The sequence below is a fragment of the Acidithiobacillus marinus genome, assembly GCF_002847505.1.
GTDB classification, from domain to species: domain Bacteria; phylum Pseudomonadota; class Gammaproteobacteria; order Acidithiobacillales; family Acidithiobacillaceae; genus Acidithiobacillus; species Acidithiobacillus marinus.
In genome coordinates this window covers 1-16,948 of sequence record NZ_MXAV01000046.1, presented here as the reverse complement: position 1 = coordinate 16,948, position 16,948 = coordinate 1, and the positions used below count along the sequence as shown (strand labels likewise).

At 52.3% G+C, this 16,948-nt stretch carries 16 protein-coding genes; 8 read left to right on the top strand and 8 right to left on the bottom strand.

The annotated features are described in order from the left end of the window. Positions 1–31 precede the first annotated feature (31 nt). The gene (clpB, locus tag B1757_RS12550) at positions 32–2,629 is read left to right on the top strand and encodes an ATP-dependent chaperone ClpB (RefSeq protein ID WP_101538639.1); all 2,598 of its coding nucleotides are present in this window, start codon (positions 32–34) and stop codon (positions 2,627–2,629) included. 13 nt (positions 2,630–2,642) lie between these two features. Here clpB and acs read toward each other — a convergent pair whose 3' ends face one another. Then, positions 2,643–4,610 (bottom strand): acetate--CoA ligase, encoded by a 1,968-nt coding sequence (acs, locus tag B1757_RS12545; RefSeq protein WP_101538638.1) that lies wholly within the window; start codon positions 4,608–4,610, stop codon positions 2,643–2,645. 149 nt (positions 4,611–4,759) lie between these two features. Next, entirely contained in the window at positions 4,760–6,748 is a 1,989-nt protein-coding gene (locus B1757_RS12540; RefSeq protein ID WP_101538637.1) for a monovalent cation:proton antiporter family protein, read from the bottom strand. A 160-nt stretch (positions 6,749–6,908) separates the two neighbouring features. Between B1757_RS12540 and rfaD the strand changes: the two genes are divergently transcribed. After that, positions 6,909–7,898 (top strand): ADP-glyceromanno-heptose 6-epimerase, encoded by a 990-nt coding sequence (rfaD, locus tag B1757_RS12535; protein ID WP_101538636.1) that lies wholly within the window; start codon positions 6,909–6,911, stop codon positions 7,896–7,898. Beyond that, positions 7,898–8,899, top strand: a complete 1,002-nt coding sequence (locus tag B1757_RS12530; protein WP_101538635.1) for an NAD-dependent epimerase — start codon at positions 7,898–7,900, stop codon at positions 8,897–8,899. Before rfaD ends, B1757_RS12530 begins: the two co-directional genes overlap by 1 nt. 96 nt (positions 8,900–8,995) lie before the next feature. On the opposite strand, the gene B1757_RS12525 is transcribed toward B1757_RS12530, so the two are convergent. Next, positions 8,996–10,111, bottom strand: a complete 1,116-nt coding sequence (locus tag B1757_RS12525) for a fatty acid desaturase (RefSeq protein WP_101538634.1) — start codon at positions 10,109–10,111, stop codon at positions 8,996–8,998. A gap of 242 nt (positions 10,112–10,353) precedes the next feature. Between B1757_RS12525 and B1757_RS15490 the strand changes: the two genes are divergently transcribed. From B1757_RS15490 to B1757_RS12505, 5 genes are all read left to right on the top strand, one after another. Further along, positions 10,354–10,653: a hypothetical protein gene (locus tag B1757_RS15490; RefSeq protein ID WP_172437706.1), complete on the top strand. Its 300-nt coding sequence runs from the start codon at positions 10,354–10,356 to the stop codon at positions 10,651–10,653. Between the two features lie 50 nt (positions 10,654–10,703). Further along, a complete protein-coding gene (locus tag B1757_RS15850) occupies positions 10,704–11,270 on the top strand; it encodes a c-type cytochrome (protein ID WP_253253856.1) in 567 nt (188 codons plus the stop codon). Between the two features lie 59 nt (positions 11,271–11,329). Then, a complete protein-coding gene (locus B1757_RS12515; RefSeq protein ID WP_101538633.1) occupies positions 11,330–12,529 on the top strand; it encodes an MFS transporter in 1,200 nt (399 codons plus the stop codon). 112 nt (positions 12,530–12,641) lie between these two features. After that, on the top strand, positions 12,642–13,139 hold the full coding sequence (locus tag B1757_RS12510; protein ID WP_101538632.1) for a DUF3293 domain-containing protein: 498 nt from the start codon (positions 12,642–12,644) through the stop codon (positions 13,137–13,139). Between the two features lie 101 nt (positions 13,140–13,240). Beyond that, on the top strand, positions 13,241–13,639 hold the full coding sequence (locus tag B1757_RS12505) for a helix-turn-helix domain-containing protein (RefSeq protein WP_101538631.1): 399 nt from the start codon (positions 13,241–13,243) through the stop codon (positions 13,637–13,639). Between the two features lie 221 nt (positions 13,640–13,860). Here the strand turns inward: B1757_RS12505 and B1757_RS15220 are convergent, their stop codons facing one another. The 5 genes from B1757_RS15220 to B1757_RS12480 all read right to left on the bottom strand — a co-directional run bounded on the left by B1757_RS15220 (position 13,861) and on the right by B1757_RS12480 (position 16,853). After that, positions 13,861–14,160 carry a hypothetical protein gene (locus B1757_RS15220; RefSeq protein WP_143484264.1) on the bottom strand — a complete coding sequence of 100 codons (300 nt, stop codon included), beginning with the start codon at positions 14,158–14,160 and terminating at the stop codon, positions 13,861–13,863. Positions 14,161–14,188: 28 nt separating this feature from the next. Beyond that, positions 14,189–15,217, bottom strand: a complete 1,029-nt coding sequence (locus B1757_RS12495) for a glycosyltransferase family protein (protein ID WP_101538629.1) — start codon at positions 15,215–15,217, stop codon at positions 14,189–14,191. A 3-nt stretch (positions 15,218–15,220) separates the two neighbouring features. Continuing rightward, positions 15,221–15,406: a hypothetical protein gene (locus B1757_RS12490; protein ID WP_101538628.1), complete on the bottom strand. Its 186-nt coding sequence runs from the start codon at positions 15,404–15,406 to the stop codon at positions 15,221–15,223. Continuing rightward, on the bottom strand, positions 15,403–15,588 hold the full coding sequence (locus B1757_RS12485) for a hypothetical protein (protein WP_101538627.1): 186 nt from the start codon (positions 15,586–15,588) through the stop codon (positions 15,403–15,405). Before B1757_RS12485 ends, B1757_RS12490 begins: the two co-directional genes overlap by 4 nt. Positions 15,589–15,731: 143 nt before the next feature. After that, on the bottom strand, positions 15,732–16,853 hold the full coding sequence (locus B1757_RS12480; RefSeq protein WP_172437705.1) for a zonular occludens toxin domain-containing protein: 1,122 nt from the start codon (positions 16,851–16,853) through the stop codon (positions 15,732–15,734). Between the last annotated feature and the right edge of the window lie 95 nt (positions 16,854–16,948).

The window sequence follows — 16,948 nt, the reverse complement described above, 5'->3', positions numbered from 1 at the left end:
ATGGTCAACATTCATTTCACGGAGCTTATCCATGCGCACCGATAAATTGACCACCAAATTTCAACAGGCTTTTCAGGATGCCCAGAGTCTGGCCTTGGCTCAGGATCATCAACAAATGGAACCTATCCACTTTCTGATTGCTTTTCTGGATCAGGAGGGCGGTATTGCCCGTCCCTTGCTCGCCAAAGCCGGAGTACAAGTGGATGCCCTGCGCAATCAACTGAACCGCGCCCTGGAGGGTATGCCCAAAGTGCAGGGCCAGCCCGGCGAGGTCCAGGTCAGCCGTGATCTGAGCAACATGTTCAACCTAGCCGATAAAATCAGCCAGAAACGCGGTGACAGCTTCATTTCCACCGAGCATTTTCTGCTGGCACTGTTGGAAGACAAAGGCGAAGCCGGGCGCCTGCTGAAAGCCGCAGGGGCGACCAGCAAGGATCTGGAGCAGGCCGTACATGACCTGCATGGCGGCGAAAAAATCAACGATGTCAATGCCGAGGAGCAGCGTCAGGCGCTGGATAAATACACCATTGACTACACCGAGCGTGCCAGTCAGGGCAAACTCGATCCGGTTATTGGCCGAGACGATGAAATCCGCCGTACCATTCAGGTATTGCTGCGGCGCAGCAAAAATAATCCCGTATTGATCGGCGAACCGGGGGTGGGCAAGACTGCCATTGTTGAAGGCCTGGCCTTGCGCATGGTCAATGGCGAAGTACCTGAATCCCTGCGCGACAAACGCTTGCTGGGCCTGGATCTGGGTGCCCTGATTGCCGGCGCCAAGTTCCGGGGCGAGTTTGAAGAACGGCTCAAGGCACTGCTCACCGATCTTGAAAAAAGTGAAGGGAAAATCATTCTTTTCATCGATGAAATTCATACCCTGGTGGGTGCGGGTAAAGCCGAGGGGTCCATGGATGCCGGCAACATGCTCAAACCGGCCCTGGCCCGTGGCGAGCTGCATTGTATCGGTGCCACTACTTTGGATGAATACCGCAAGTACATCGAAAAAGATGCTGCCCTGGAGCGCCGTTTTCAGCGCGTCCTGGTGGATGAACCCAGCGTGGAGGACAGCATTGCCATACTGCGGGGGCTGAAAGAACGCTATGAAGCCCATCATGGGGTGCGCATCACTGATCCGGCGCTGGTCGCGGCGGCGCAGTTATCCCATCGCTATATTCCCGATCGTAATCTGCCCGACAAGGCCATTGATCTGATGGACGAAGCCGCGTCGCGCATCAAAATGGAAATTGACTCCAAACCTCAGGAACTGGATGAACTGGAGCGACGCATCATTCAACTGAATATTGAAAGAGTTGCTCTGGAAAAGGAAAAAGATGAAGCCAGTCGCAAGCGGCTGGATATTTTGCAAAACCAGATCAAGGAACTGGATGTGAAATATCAGGAGCTGGAAGAAGTCTGGAAAGGCGAAAAACTGAGCATTGAAGGTACTTCCCAGATTCAGAAGGAGCTGGATCGCAGGCGCGTCGACCTGGACACCGCGCGTCGCGCCAACGATCTGGAACGCATGGCCGAATTGCAATATAGCGTCATTCCGGCACTGGAGGCCCAGTTGCAGGCGGCAGAATCCCGGGATGACAGTACATCAGCCAAAAAACCCACGCTGCTGCGGACGGAAGTCGGCGAAGAGGAAATCGCCGAAGTCGTGGCCCGCTGGACCGGCATTCCCGTTTCCAAAATGCTGGAGGGAGAGAAAGAGAAGCTGCTAAAAATGGAAGAACGCCTGCAAGCACGCGTGGTTGGACAAAGTGAGGCGGTATCGGCCGTGGCCAATGCCATTCGCCGTTCTCGGGCGGGGCTTTCCGATCCACGCCGGCCCAATGGTTCTTTTCTGTTTCTCGGCCCCACTGGGGTCGGTAAAACCGAGCTGACCAAAGCCCTAGCCGAATTTCTGTTTGACAGCGAAGATCTGCTGGTACGCATCGACATGAGCGAATTCATGGAGAAACACTCCGTTGCGCGCCTGATTGGTGCCCCACCCGGATACGTGGGTTATGAGGAAGGCGGTTATCTGACCGAAGCCGTGCGTCGTAAACCATACTCCGTGGTGCTGTTGGATGAAGTGGAAAAAGCCCATGCCGATGTATTTAATGTGCTTCTGCAAGTGCTGGATGATGGGCGCTTGACCGATGGTCAGGGGCGTACTGTAGACTTCCGCAACACCGTCATTGTCATGACTTCTAACCTCGGTTCTGACCGGATTCAGGAGTTCAGTCGGACCGGAAATTATGACGCCATGCGCGTCGCGGTAATGGATGTGGTCCAGGACCACTTCCGTCCGGAATTTCTCAATCGTATTGATGAAATGGTCATTTTCCATCCTCTGACTGCCGTAGAGTTAAGAGAAATCACCAGCCTGCAGATGGGAGCGTTGCGCTCACGTCTGAAAGAAAGGGATATGGATCTGGTCCTCAGTGAAGGCGCACTGGATCGGCTGGCTGAGGTGGGTTACGACCCGGTGTACGGTGCTCGTCCTCTCAAACGGGTTATTCAGCGCGAGATCGAGAATCCCCTCGCGCAGCGTCTGCTGCGCGGTGACTTCAGTCCGGGGGAACTCATTGATGTCGAACTGGAAGGGGATCAGTTCAGCTTTATTCCGCGCCGCCTGCACTGATCAGAGCGTTCAGCTATTTTTCTTGGGTACCCAATTGTTGCAGGGTGCCCGCATCTTCCAGAGTGCTGATGTCTTGGGTGACTTCTTCACCCCGGGCAATGGCGCGCAAAAGCCGCCGCATGATTTTGCCGGAGCGGGTTTTGGGAAGCGTATCGGTAAAACGAATATCATCGGGTCGGGCAATAGCCCCGATGAGTTCGGTGACCTGTACGCGTAAAGCCGCGTTGAGTTCATCCCGATCATCGCCCTGATGTTGATGTTTCAGTACCACAAAAGCACAAACCGCCTCGCCTTTGATTTCATGGGGAATACCCACCACGGCGGCCTCGGCCACGGCAGGGTGAGCAACCAGGGCGGATTCAATCTCTGCCGTGCCTAAACGATGACCGGATACATTCAGCACATCATCAATCCGGCCCATAACCCAGAAGTAGCCATCCTGGTCCTTGCGGGCACTGTCACCGGCTACATAATAGCGGTTATGGAATTTGGCCCAATAGCTTTCGATATAGCGCTCGGGATTTCCCCAAACACCGCGCAACATACCCGGCCAGGGCTGCTCCATGACCAGATACCCGCCAGCATCAGGCTTATCAATGGCATTACCCTGATCATCCACAATCTTGGCGACAATTCCAGGCAAGGGGAGGGCGCAGGACCCCGGCTTGTTGGCAGAAACTCCCGGCAGCGGGGCAATCATGTGCCCACCAGTTTCGGTCTGCCACCAGGTGTCCACTATTGGACAGCGGCCACCCCCAATCTGCTGGTAATACCACATCCAGGCCTCGGGATTCATGGGCTCGCCCACGGTCCCCAACAAACGCAGACTGGAAAGATCATGTTTGGCAGGCCATTCATCGCCCATTTTCATGAAAGCGCGGACCGCCGTAGGGGCGGTATAAAGGACGCTAACCGCATGGCGGGCAATCATCGCCCAGAAGCGGTCGGGTTGCGGATACATGGGCGCGCCTTCATACATGAAAATAGTCGCGCCATTAGCCAGAGGGCCATAGACCACATAGCTGTGGCCGGTAATCCAGCCAATATCCGCCGTGCACCAGTACACATCCTCGGGTTTGAGATCAAATGACCAGCGGGTGGTGAGCAAAGACCAGAGCAGATAGCCGGCACTGCTGTGCAAGACGCCCTTGGGTTTACCGGTGCTGCCCGAGGTATATAAAATAAACAAGGGATCTTCTGCAGACATGGGCAGGGCGGGACAATGACTGCTTTGCCCCTGAATGGCTTCCTCCCACCAGATATCCCGGCCTTCCTGCATATCGATTTCGGTACCGGTGCGCCGCAACACAATAACCCGTTTCACGGAGTGTTCATGTTCACGCAGCAGGGCCTGGTCGGCATGATGCTTGAGGGGCACATTTTTGCCACCACGCCAGGCCCCGTCAGCGGTAATCAGCAGTATAGCAGCCGTATCTTCCAGACGATCCTTGAGGGCCTCCGCCGAAAAGCCTCCGAAAACCACCGTGTGAATAGCGCCGAGGCGGGCACAGGCGAGCATGGCCACAACGGCCTCGGGGACCATGGGCATATAAATAGCGACCCGATCACCCTTATGAACGCCCTGATGCTGAAGGGCATTGGTAAAAACACATACTTCCCGATGGAGCTGCGCATAAGTGAGGGTGCGAATTTCACCATTTTCGCCTTCCCAGATGAGTGCTGCCTTATGCCGTTGTGGCCCCTGCAGATGTCGGTCCAAACAGTTGTAGGTGACATTGAGGCTGCCATCGCCAAACCAGCGATAAAAGGGGGCCTCAGAGGCGTCCATTACCGTCTGAAAATCCTGATCCCAGTGCAGGTGCTCTCGGGCGAGATCCGCCCAGAATTGCTGGGGATTTTCCGTCGCCTTTTGCTGCAGTTCCGAAAACTGTTCGGCGTTCATGTTGGCCTGGGCCGCAAATGCTGCGGATACCGCAAAAAGACGATCTTCACTCAGGGTGGAATCAATGGCTTTGGTCATAAATCACTCTCAAGCTTTTTTGTGGGTCGGAACGTTTCTGTCTGTCTTTAACATAACACAGCCAACCGCTATGTTGGACTGGGATACATTGGGGGCAGTTATGCAGGCTTGCCAGACGTGCGAGCGCCGGCCAAGCAAGCAAAGCCTCTTTATGCTGTCACTGCGGTTTCCTGAACCGTATTACCCTCGAGCACATACAGTTCTGCCTTGGTCAATGCTGCCGGACTACCAAAAAGGACCAGTACATCTCCTGCTCTCAGTACGGTGTCGGGGGCCGGTTCACGGCCACGAATGCCGTGGCGTCGGACAGCAACCACCGAAACCCCAAAGCTGGTCAAATTCAGCTCACGGAGACTAAGATTGAGGGCAAAAGCCGTTTCACCCAAGGGAATGGATTTCAGGCGTGCCGAGGTCTGATCCTCACCCGGTTCTGATCCCCCCCAGAAAGCCCCTCGAAAAAACTGATAGCGTTCCTGGCGAAAGCGTCTGACCCGGCGCAACACCGTACTGATGGGAAATCCGACGAGCAGCAAGGTCTGGGAGGCGAGCATCAATGCCCCCTCGTTGACTTCCGGCACCACTTCGTCGGCACCTGCCGCTTCGAGTTTTTCCAGTTGGCTGTCGTCATGGGCGCGCACCACCACCGGTAATTCCGGCCGCAATTCCTTGATGATGGCAAGGACGCGATGACTGGAAGCCACATTGGCGTAGGTGATGACTACCGCACGCGCACTGGCAATACCTGCGGCTTGCAACACATCACGGCGGCTGGCATCGCCAAAAAAAATGGATTCTCCCGCTGACTGGGCCTGGCGCACGCGTACGGGATCCAGATCCAACGCCACAAAGGGAATGGCTTCTTCCTCCAGAACTCGACCAACACTCTGACCCACGCGACCATAGCCGCATAGCACCACATGCGCCTTGAAATCTGCAGCACGGATTTCTGTGAGTTGCTGATCTTTATGGTTACGGTAGCTTCCCACGAAACGTCGGGCAATCCAGCCATTACGCTCCACCAGAATCGGGGCCAGCATCATGGACAAGAGCATTCCGCCCAACACAGGCTGCAACACATGACTGGGCAATAATTGGTATTGGTTGGCAAGTGCTAGAAGCACAAAACCAAATTCCCCGGCCTGAGCCAGAACAATGGCTGAGCGCAATGCCACGCCTGATTCATAGCCAAACAGACGACTCAGGCCCCAGACCAAAAACCCTTTGAGGAACAGGATGAGTGCTAAAACAATCAGTACCCAGGCCAGGTTTGCCCACCAGGCCGGTAAATCCACCAACATGCCGATGGTCACAAAAAAAAGACCCAGCAAAATATCTCTAAAGGGCGCAATGTCCGCTTCTACCTGGTAGCGATAAGCCGTTTCTGAAATCAGCATGCCCGCCACAAAGGCGCCCAATGCCAAGGACAGCCCGGCCTGTTCCGTGATCCAGGCCAGTGCCAGTGTTACCAGCAAGACATTGAGCATGAACAGTTCGCTGGATTTGCGATTGGCAATGAGCTGAAACCAGGGGCGCATCACCGGCCGACCGATGACCAGCAGAACCAGCAGAACGATTACCGCTTTCAATCCAGCCATGGCGAGATCGTGGGGCAGATTTTTTGTGGATCCGGCCAGCGCTGGAATCAAAATCAACAGGGGTACTACCGCCAGGTCCTGAAACAGCAGGACACTGACTGCTATTCGGCCATGGCGGGACTGCATTTCCATTTTCTCGGCCAGGGCACGAATCACCATGGCTGTGGAAGACATGGCCAGGATACCGCCAAGAATGACCCCGGTTTTCCAAGAAAGGGGAATGGCTAGAGCAATGCCAAAAAAAGCAACACTGGTCAACAAAACCTGGGCGATACCCATGCCAAAAATCAGGCGCCGCATGCTCATGAATTGTGAGAGGCTGAATTCCAGGCCGATGCTGAACATCAGGAATACGACACCAAATGCCGCTAGCTGCCGGGTGCTGGCCAGATCAGGGACTACGGCCAGGGCGTGAGGCCCAAGAATCACCCCGGTCAACAGGTAGGCGAATACCGCCGGCAGCCGCAAATAACGCAGAACGCCAACCAATACGACACCGGTGGCGAGCAGCAAAATGATGATCAGTAGTCCCTGGTCTTGCATAGGCCTCCTCAGCAGAAACGCCACGAGCTTGTCGTGGTGTCTGGATATCCTGAATGAATAGGGGGTCGATTGCGTGGCACGAATTCTCGAAAAGAGGTGCGTGCTTATATTCGGCAGTTACCGACTTTCTGTTATCATAACCGCAAAAGGAGAATTACGCATGTATATTGTCACGGGCGGTGCGGGTTTCATTGGTGCCAACCTGGTTCATGCATTGAATCAGCGCGGTATTACTGACATTTTGGTAGTCGATCATCTCACTCAGGCAGACAAGTTTCTCAATCTGACTGATCTGGAAATCGCCGACTACATGGAAGCGGAACGCTTCCTGGAAGCTATCGAAAAAGATCAGTTCAGTGGTGTGGAGGCGGTTTTTCATGAGGGTGCCTGTTCCGACACCATGGCCACAGATGGTCGCTATGTCATGGAAAATAATTATGCTTTCAGCAAGACGCTGCTGCATTGGTGTCAGCGGCATCACATTCCTTTGCTCTATGCTTCCAGCGCTTCCGTTTACGGAATGACCGGTAGTTTCAGTGAAGAACGGCAAGCGGAATCCCCCCTGAATATTTACGGATTCAGCAAGTTTCAGTTTGATCAGTATCTGCGCCGTATGTGGACGACGCTGGAGGCTCCCGTCCATGGTTTCCGTTATTTCAACGTGTATGGACCCCGGGAGTTCCACAAGGCGCGTATGGCTTCGGTAGCCCTGCATTTTTATAATCAATACCGGCTGGATGGCCATGTTCATCTTTTTGCCGGCAGTGCGGGATATGCCAATGGCGAACAGCGCCGCGACTTTATTCATGTGGATGATGTGGCTTCTGTCAATATGCATTTTCTCGATTATCCCCGCAGCGGTATTTACAACGTCGGTACCGGCCAGGCTCAGAGCTTCAACGATGTGGCAGTCACCGTGGTCAATAGCATGCGGCGTATGGCGGATGAGGACATTCACGACCTCGCCAGCCTGCAAAAATCCCAAACCATTCGTTATATCAGCATGCCGGAAGCCCTCCACGGGAAGTATCAGAGCTTTACTCAGGCAGATATCCACCAATTACGTGCGGCTGGGTATAATCAACCCTTTCTTTCGGTGGAGCAGGGCGTGGCGCGTTACATTCACTGGCTCGCGGGGCGGGAGTCCTGATGGAAGGACGGGTTCTGATCACTGGCGTTGCCGGGTTTATCGGTTTTCACCTGGCCCGACGTCTGCTGGCCGATGGCTGGACGGTTCTGGGAATAGACAACCTCAATGACTACTATGATCCTGGACTCAAAAAAGATCGCCTGGCACAACTGGAAGGGCATCCGGCTTTTCAGTTCCAGAAAATTGATCTGGCCGATCGTTCGGGCATGGAGGCGCTGTTTGCCGGACCCTATTTTGACGTGGTGATTCATCTCGCCGCCCAGGCAGGGGTACGCTATTCCCTGCAGGCCCCGCACAGTTATGTGGACAGTAATATTACCGGCTTACTGCATATTCTGGAGGGCTGCCGTGCCCAAAAGACGGCACATTTGCTTTTTGCTTCTTCCAGTTCCGTTTATGGGGCCAACAGCCATCTTCCCTATAGCGTCCATGATCCGGTAGATCATCCGGTGAGCCTCTACGCCGCAACCAAGCGGGCAGGGGAGTTGATGGCCCATAGTTATGCCCACTTATACGGAATTCCCTGTACTGGTCTGCGCTTTTTTACGGTATACGGCCCCTGGGGCAGACCGGACATGGCCTACTTCAGCTTTACCCGCAAAATCCTCGCGGGCGAAGCAATACCGGTATTCAATCACGGGAAAATGCAGCGGGATTTTACCTACATCGATGACATCATCGAAGGCGTCACCCGACTCATACCAAAAATCCCCAACGCTCAGGCTGCCTGGCCCCAAGATCCTGCGGCCAGCGCCGCGCCTTTCCGGATTTACAATATCGGCAATCATACCCCGGTGGCCTTGACGGATTTTATTGGAACACTGGAAAGCTGCCTCGGAGAAAAAGCACAAATCGAATGGCTACCCATGCAGGATGGGGATGTGGTGGCCACTTACGCGGACGTGGCAGAACTTCAGGAGGCCGTGGCTTTTGCTCCAGATACTTCCCTGCAGGATGGACTCCAACAATTTGTGGACTGGTATCGCCGCTATTACGGGTGATGACCATGCAATCGTGTTTCTGATTGAGATGCTTGCTGACTGGACATTATCGCAGAGCATCGGCCATACATATCATCCGGTCTCCAAAAGCAATCATTAATGCACTGTTTTTCCAGGATAAACAGTGGGGTTTGCTGCAGCACTCAATGCTGAAGCTTTTTGTTCGATCCAGCTCCGTCCGGAACGAAAACTCATCCATTGTCTGGATTCATAATCATACAGTTTGCAGGAACGAAATATGTGACGTACTTCTTTGAAGCTGAAACGTATTTCATGGATATACTGGCCATACGCCGCACGTAAATCTGCATAAGCGGCTTCCAGATGATAATAAGGAATGCGCGGATCAACATGATGTGGGGCGTGAATCAAGATGTTGTGAATGAGCTTCTCACTGATCTTGGAGCAACGCACCACACTGCTGCAATATAATTGGCCAATACTCTGACTCCACTCTTCTTTTTCCATGAAAAAGGGAATATCGGGGTGGGTATGATGGAGGAACACAAAAAGCGCAATGTAGTAATTGAATACCAGGAAGGGCAATAGAACCGCTGCGATAAAGCCCATTGGCCCCGCCATCCACCAGGAAAGGCAAGAAAAAAGTATAAAAAACAATAATGTTAACAGCTTGCTTAAAGTGAATGCGCGTCGATTTTTCTGATCTGCCTTGAAGCGGATCATACCCGGCCACCACACCCGCAAGAGATAGTGTAAAGCGCAGGTGTAGGGACTGCGCTCCAGGCGATAGATCATTTTTTGCCAGGCATTTTTCTGGCCATATTCCTGAGGTGTTAGCGGTCTCCAGATCCAGTCGACAGCGCTCAGACTGGTGAAGCCATGATGGACGCGGTTGTGACCAAAAGCCCAGAGGCGGTACATGTTGAAAGAGGGCAGCATGAACAGAGTACCCAACACCTCGGCCAGGTGCCGGTTTTCAAACAGTGCGCCATGGGCGGCATCGTGAGCCCAGACAAACATGAAAGCGACGGCAGAACCGGCAACCAGACCAAGAAGGAGTTGTGCCCACCAATACGGTATCAGCCATATACCGGCTATAGCTGCGAGGTACAAAAGCCCATCAAAAGCGTAAGTGAATAAGGCCTTAGGAGTGCTGCGCTGATAGCATTCCGGGCGGATCGATTGCCTTATAGTTTGGATTTTCAGTGTTTTCAGCACATCAAGATTTTCTGATGTCGTATTTCTTGTCATCACCTCAACCCTCAATAAATATAATCACACATTATTATACATAAAAAGAGAACATCGCCAAGTATTTGCGACAAGCCGGCGGAATGACCCGGGAGGGTGAGCTGCAGAGCTAAGGTGTAGGTCCGCAGGCCTGGTATTTGGCAGAGGAAAAAATAGTGCTAACATGATATTGAAATTTACGCTATAAATGATGCATTGTTGTTGCTGTACTTCTGTGTTAACCATTGAGGAGAGTGAAAGAAATGTTGGATATTGCAAAGATCAAACCTGTTGCCCGTATTGTCCTGGTTGCCGGTGCCATTGCCCTGGCTTCTGCCTGTGCCAAGAAGGAAGATACGACTGCTGCTGCCAGTAGCTCTGCCACAACCACTGAATCTACTGCTTCAGCGAGCACGACCAGCGCCGATTCCAGTGCTGCCGCTGCACCTATGGAATCTGCTGCTCCCGATACCAGTGCTGACAGTTCTGCCGCCGCCGATACCAGCAGCCCCGATTCTTCGGATGCCGCTGCCAGTGACAGCTCCGGTTCTTCTACGGACTAAGTTACTGCCGTGGAATTTTCATTACAGTATAAAGAGGGAGGCGTAATAGTATGATGAACCTGCGTAACATCAGTCCAATCATGCGCCTTCTGGTACTCGCCGGCGTGGTCACTCTCGCAGCGGCTTGTGCCAAGAAGGAAGAGACCAGCACAGCGCCCAGTGATAGCTCTGCTTCCAGCTCGGCTATGAGTGGTGATCAAGGGGCTGGTTCTACCAGCAGTGACACCAGCGCTGGTGACGCTAGCACTGGATCTACCACTTCACCATCCAGCTTTAATATGCAGGGTGGAAACGGGCATTTTGAAAAGGTAGCAGGGACTTCTGGCATGAGTACCGATCAAATGGCTAAAGCCAAGTCTCTGGCAGAAGCCAAGGGTTGTTTTGCTTGTCATCAGGTTGAGGCTAAAGTCGTTGGACCAGCCTTTGCCTGGGTTGCCTACAAATATAAGGGTAGTCCTAAAGCGATAGACACCCTGAGTCATGCGATTGAACACGGTGTATCCGGGGTTTGGGGTGGTATGCCCATGCCCGCACAGAGCGTGACACCCGCTCAGGCCAAGGAACTCGCGGCCTGGGTGATGGCGCAAAAGCCTATTGCTCCTCCGAAAAGCGCTTAAACAGTTTTAGGCCACTTAAAACCCCCGCCCAGCGGGGGTTTTTCTTATTGGAAAACGCGGTGAAAAAAAACCTTAAAAAATTTTCCTGGATAGCCAGCACCTACTATGCGGAGGGGCTCCCTTTCTCTCTGGTGCAGCAGGTTTCAGTGCAATTTTTTACTCAAGCGGGTGCCAGTCTGCAGGTGATTGGACTGCTCTCCTTTTTTGGCTTGCCTTGGAATCTGAAGCTTTTCTGGAGCCCGATCATCGATTTATTCGGGAACAAAAAGCGCTGGTTGGTCATCATGGAGTTGATTCTCGGAGCGGTAGCCGCCTTACTGATATGGCCAGCACAACACCTTAATCTAGAGCTTGCCGCCAAGATCTTCATGCTGATGGCTTTTATGTCAGCCACCCATGACATGTCGGTAGATGGTTATTATATTCAAACTCTGGACAAAACAGATCAGGCAGGTTTTTCCGGACTCAGGGTGGCAGCGTATCGGGTGGCCATGCTGGTTGGAAATGGCGCATTGGTTGTCCTTGCGGGCTGGGCATCATGGATTATCTGTTTTTTGACCGCTGCAGTCATGATGTGGGGACTGGCTGGCCTGCATCACCGGATTCTTCCCAACCCGTCCTCAAATGATCCGCATCATCTGCTGAATCGCTGGGAGGCCGTGCGTGAAGCCTTTCAGACCTATTTGTCGCAACCGGGAATTATTTGGGCATTGGCTTTCATCCTGTTGTTCAGGGCAGGGGATGCCATGATGTTTGCCATGGTAACGCCTTTTCTGAATCATCTGGGCTATGGTCTGGTGGCGCGCGGAATTCTGACTGGTAGTATCGGTACCGTCACCGGTATCGGCGGGGCACTCCTGGGAGGCATCATCATATCGCGTTGGGGACTCAAAAGAACTTTGTTTCCCCTGACATTTATTCAGTCTCTAGCCATACCGGCATATGCCTGGCTGGCCTGGGCGACTCCTGATATTTGGTGGGTCGGGGTAACCATTGCCTTCGAGCAAGCATCCGCAGGACTAGGTACCGCCGTATTGATGGTATTTCTGATGCAACGCTGTCAGGAAAATTATCAAGCAACGCATTTTGCCATAGGCTCGGCGTTGATGTCAGTGGCTGCCACGGTTGTCGGCGGTTTCAGTGGCTTTTTGGCTGCCAGAGTAGGCTTCGTGGATTTTTTCTTGCTAGCTTTTGTGGCAGCACTACCCAGTCTTGTTCTTGCTTTGGGTATGCCTGGCAAGCTTTATAAAGACTCCTGAAAAGTGTTTCAATATTATGAAATATAATGATTCATGAATAAGTCCGGTAGTGGTTACGAGCGTAAGACAGTATCCTGCTTGCTACAGTTGTTTTCGTACCGTGGAGCGTGGAATGCCTAAGCAACGACGTCCGTTGTTAGCCATGAGTTTGCAAGAGAAGCCCGTGTCGGTCAGTGCGTCATACGTTGCCATCTGGTCCAACGGCAGGTTTCGTATAAAACATCCGTCGCTTTATTCATTGTTTTTTGATCGGCTGGATAGGGCCTATCGTGAAAGTCATTATTGGATTCCCGGTCGATATGATTTCCGCATTGGTGGGCCAGCTTATGGTGTGCTTGGAGTGATTATTACTGCCTGGAACCCACGTTCAGTCCCGCTGAGCCCATGGAAAAATCATCTTCGGCAGCATCAACTGATTCGGACACTGCGCAGAGCGGGTTATTCTTATTGGCGAGCGCGCTGCGGTAGAGATGATTGGTGGGAAGAAAGTGTGTTGGTGCATGACATGGGTATGTCTGCAGCATATGCACTGGCTCAGCAATTTGCACAGCAGGCCTTTGTGTACCTCGATAAAAGACGGGTCTGGCTGGTGTATACGCACCAGCAATAGGTTCGCATAATGTTTATTATGTAAAGTTCTGGAATGGGTAAGCAGGGCGGTAAAAGTACTCTATGTATTGCTAATACAAGCAGTTCAAACGGAGACCCGCAATGCAAACCCAACCTATCCGCGTCAAGCAATTCGGTAACGTCCTGCAAATCACTGTAGAAATCCCCTGGAGTCACGTCACCGGAAAAAATCAGTGGGATGACTACTTTGAGGAACACCCAGTAAAGACCACACCTAACTACTGGGCCATCACCACCGAGAAGATCCTCAAGCTGTACAAGAAGCATGGAAACATTAGCAAAACCGCCAAGGCCAGCGGTAAAAGCTATTACATCACCGAGAAAATCATCAAAGAAGAACAAACCCGCCAGAACAAGGCCAAACGACAAGAAGAGATCGAGAACGTCCGAAAGCTTGCAGAAAGCAAAATCAGCATCAAAGACATTGCCCAGATAATCGGTAAATCCCCAGAAACCGTCCGGTTATGGCTCAAGCAGTAGCCCACTGCATAACCTGAAAAAGCGTTTTCCCGCCCGATTACCCTCTGGGCCGCAAGAAAGACGCGGCGGGCTTGCATCGCGGGGCTATGCAGTAACTTATTGACTACCTTTCGATTCAAGGGCTATACGCCCTACTCTCTCCGAATTTGTCACCAAGGGAAAGGGGTCAACTGAGGACGGAGGCCGCTGCGCGGATAAATGGGGGATCGTTACAGTTACGTTTAACGGCGATTGTCACGAGCAACAGCGTCTATGGCCATATGAATAGCGGCAAGGCGGGACAGGCGCGGGTTTCGGTTTTGCTCAAAAGCTATAAGCCGTTCAGCTTTAGCTTTATCACCAAGGCAAATACCAACAAGTTTAGAAAGAGGTTCGGCATCAATTGGACGGCGAGGTGTAGCGGACCGTGTACGGCGGCGATGCCGCTGGGAAGACTTGAGCCAATGGTTGAAGACATAAGCAAAAACCCAGAACAGCAGAAACAAAATAAAAAAGCCTATAGCCTGGTGTGAAATATACATAACAGCCCCCTACCCTGTGGAAAAGGAGTTAGGCGAATTTAGTGGAGCTGTCAATGTGTGGATCAGCATCGTATGCAGAACAGCACCAAGCATTGAACCAATCATCTAAGCCTTTTGATAGCAGGTATTGTGACAGGATTTGATGACGCAAATCAGGCGGCGGAAAAGTTGGGTCCGTCAAAAGTCGCAGGTTATATATCCAGGATTCAGTTTTGTTAGGAGTGCGAAACACAGGCAGATCAATATCAAAGGCGCCTACCCCATAGCTGCATAGTACCGGGTAGCCGCAGGCACCGAGTTCAAGAATGCGAAGGGCTGACTTTGCATGGTTATATCTGGTAACTTCCAAAGGAGCAACAGCCAAATCAAGGTTCAGGCTGGCCAGCTTAGCAGGGTATTGATCTATAGGAACTTGTGGATGGTATTCGGCAGCCATTTTGCGGATAGATTCTGGGACAGGTCCCAAGAATACCCAGTCAATTTCCTGCCAAGTAGCACGTATAACAGGGATAATGATCCGAAGATCGCCAAGGTGTCCCGCACTGCCCGCCCAACCGACCCGGGGCTTGTTATTATTTGAGTGCGTGACGGTAACACGTGACCAGGGGTCATCCGGGAGGCGGTTCTGACAGACAATGGATTCAGGGGCAAATTTTCCGTATTCATTTTTAAGAAACTCCGTAGAAGTGACAACACGATCACAGAGGGCGGCAGCTTTTTTAAAGCGGTCCGCAGCGTCCTTGTGGAATCCTTTCCGGTGGCGGTTAGTTGATGGTATCTCACCAATCAGGTCATCAATATCCATAATCAACCGGGCATGGGGTAAAGCGTTACGGTAACGCTTTATGGCGGCAATCTGGTCATGTTCCAGGACACGTTGAAAGACCACCACTTCGGGGCGTAATGCAAGCAGCGTGTCATTATCCAGAAAGACGTCAGAACTTACACCATCTACCCTTCCGGATTGGATCAGAGCATTGAGGGGGTCCGTTACGCGGTAACGACCGCAGGCGTAATGATCGGCAGGGTGTGCCAGTACAAAGGGTTTTGAGGTCATTGGTTAATCTCCCATCTCTTGAAAATCGCGGTTTGTCTCTTGATTAAGTGAAGCGGTTTCGTTACGCAGTAACTCGCTGGCGTTATCCGCTTGCATACTGGCGCGTTGGGTCCAGGTGAATTGATGGCCGGGATGATAAGCACATCCGGAAAGCAGGATCAGGATCACGGCGAGGGGCGGCGTTCTCATGGGCGCCCTCTTCTGTTGGTGAGAAAATGCCAGGCCAGGCCGGAGACGATGACCACCAGCAGGACCACGGCCAAGATACCGAGGACCTGCCCCAGTGTAGCGAACTGCAGGGCTTTCCAGATGGCCAGGTATATCAGGGCATGTAAGACAGCCGATATGACGATATGGGCGATATAGTGCATGCGTTTTTAATCTCCTGTCTGTGCGCATTCGCGCAATAAATTTGTATTTCTTGATGAATCGCGGCGCTGCTGGCCAATGAAAAAATGATTCGCGAGCGAATAATTTTTTAATCGGCTCTGACTTGTGAAAGCCTTGTGACATGTCACTTTATTGCAGCGGGGACATCGTGCAAGGCCGCAGGCGGGGGTTTTGGTTCATCAATGTAACGGGTGTGGTGCCGTGAACTGCTATGTTTCAGGGGGGCCGATGAAACGTAACCACCACCCCAACGGCAGACCTCTAAGCCTTCATAATTGCTGCAGCGGATACCGGGGACGATATGTTCAACTCCAGAGCGTGACTGGATGACATACATGGCTTTCATACCAGGAGAGCCAATATGGCCAACAACACGGTACATATCCGAAATCAGGGGGAGTTGTGCGGCTTGTTCAGAGCGTACAGGCAAGGAATAAGCGTCGAAGTCCTGCAGGGGGTGTTTGGGGTGTTTGAGCAATACAGTATTAGTAGATAGTGCCAGGGACCGGGCGGCATTGTGGGTCATATCGAATGGGGCATTGACCACAGAGGGAGCAGCAGCAGGAACACCGCCATGAGAGGCCAGGAATTGGTGCATGGGTTTAGCGCCATTACTGGCAAAATGAGAAATGGCGTAATACCCGTAGTATACGGAAAAACCGAGAATGACAAGAATGATAGGTATCCCGAATTTGAAAAATGCAGGAATGCGGGGCTTTTTAGTGTGGATTTGGGCGGATTTATACAGGTCATAAACCTGTTTGGGGTATTTGAACAAGAAGCGGCGGGCAAGTTTGCGGGCGCGGGGGTCTTTGGGGTCGTCTTGCGATTCGGACCATTCGTACACAGAGGAGCGACCTTTGAGGCCCCAGACATTAACAAGGTGTTGATGATTAGAAACGAGGCGGCGCAAGTGGGCATCAATCAACATGGGGTATTGAGTAGTCATAATGAGATCAATACCAAGATGGCGATGGGTCTCAGCAGCAGAAACATATTCAGGAATAGGATCACCAGGGCGACGAGGACGGAAAACGGCTTGAGCTTCGTCAACGAGGACAAGGGAGCCATAGGGACATTTGTGCCATTCTTTGGGGTCTTCGAGGGGGGTCCATTTATCAGAAGGAACTAAGCCTTCAACACCGTAAACGTAGATAGGACGATTGCCATCAGCAGAAGCAAGATGATCGGCAAGCATTTTAAGGGTTTTACCAGCACCGGGAGTACCAGTATAGAGATTGAGCATAGAAGCACCTATTTGAGGTTATAGAAAAAGGTTTTGGCGGCCATAAGGGAAACACGAACAGAAAAAGCAGCAAGCATAAGTTTGATAGGTTCCTC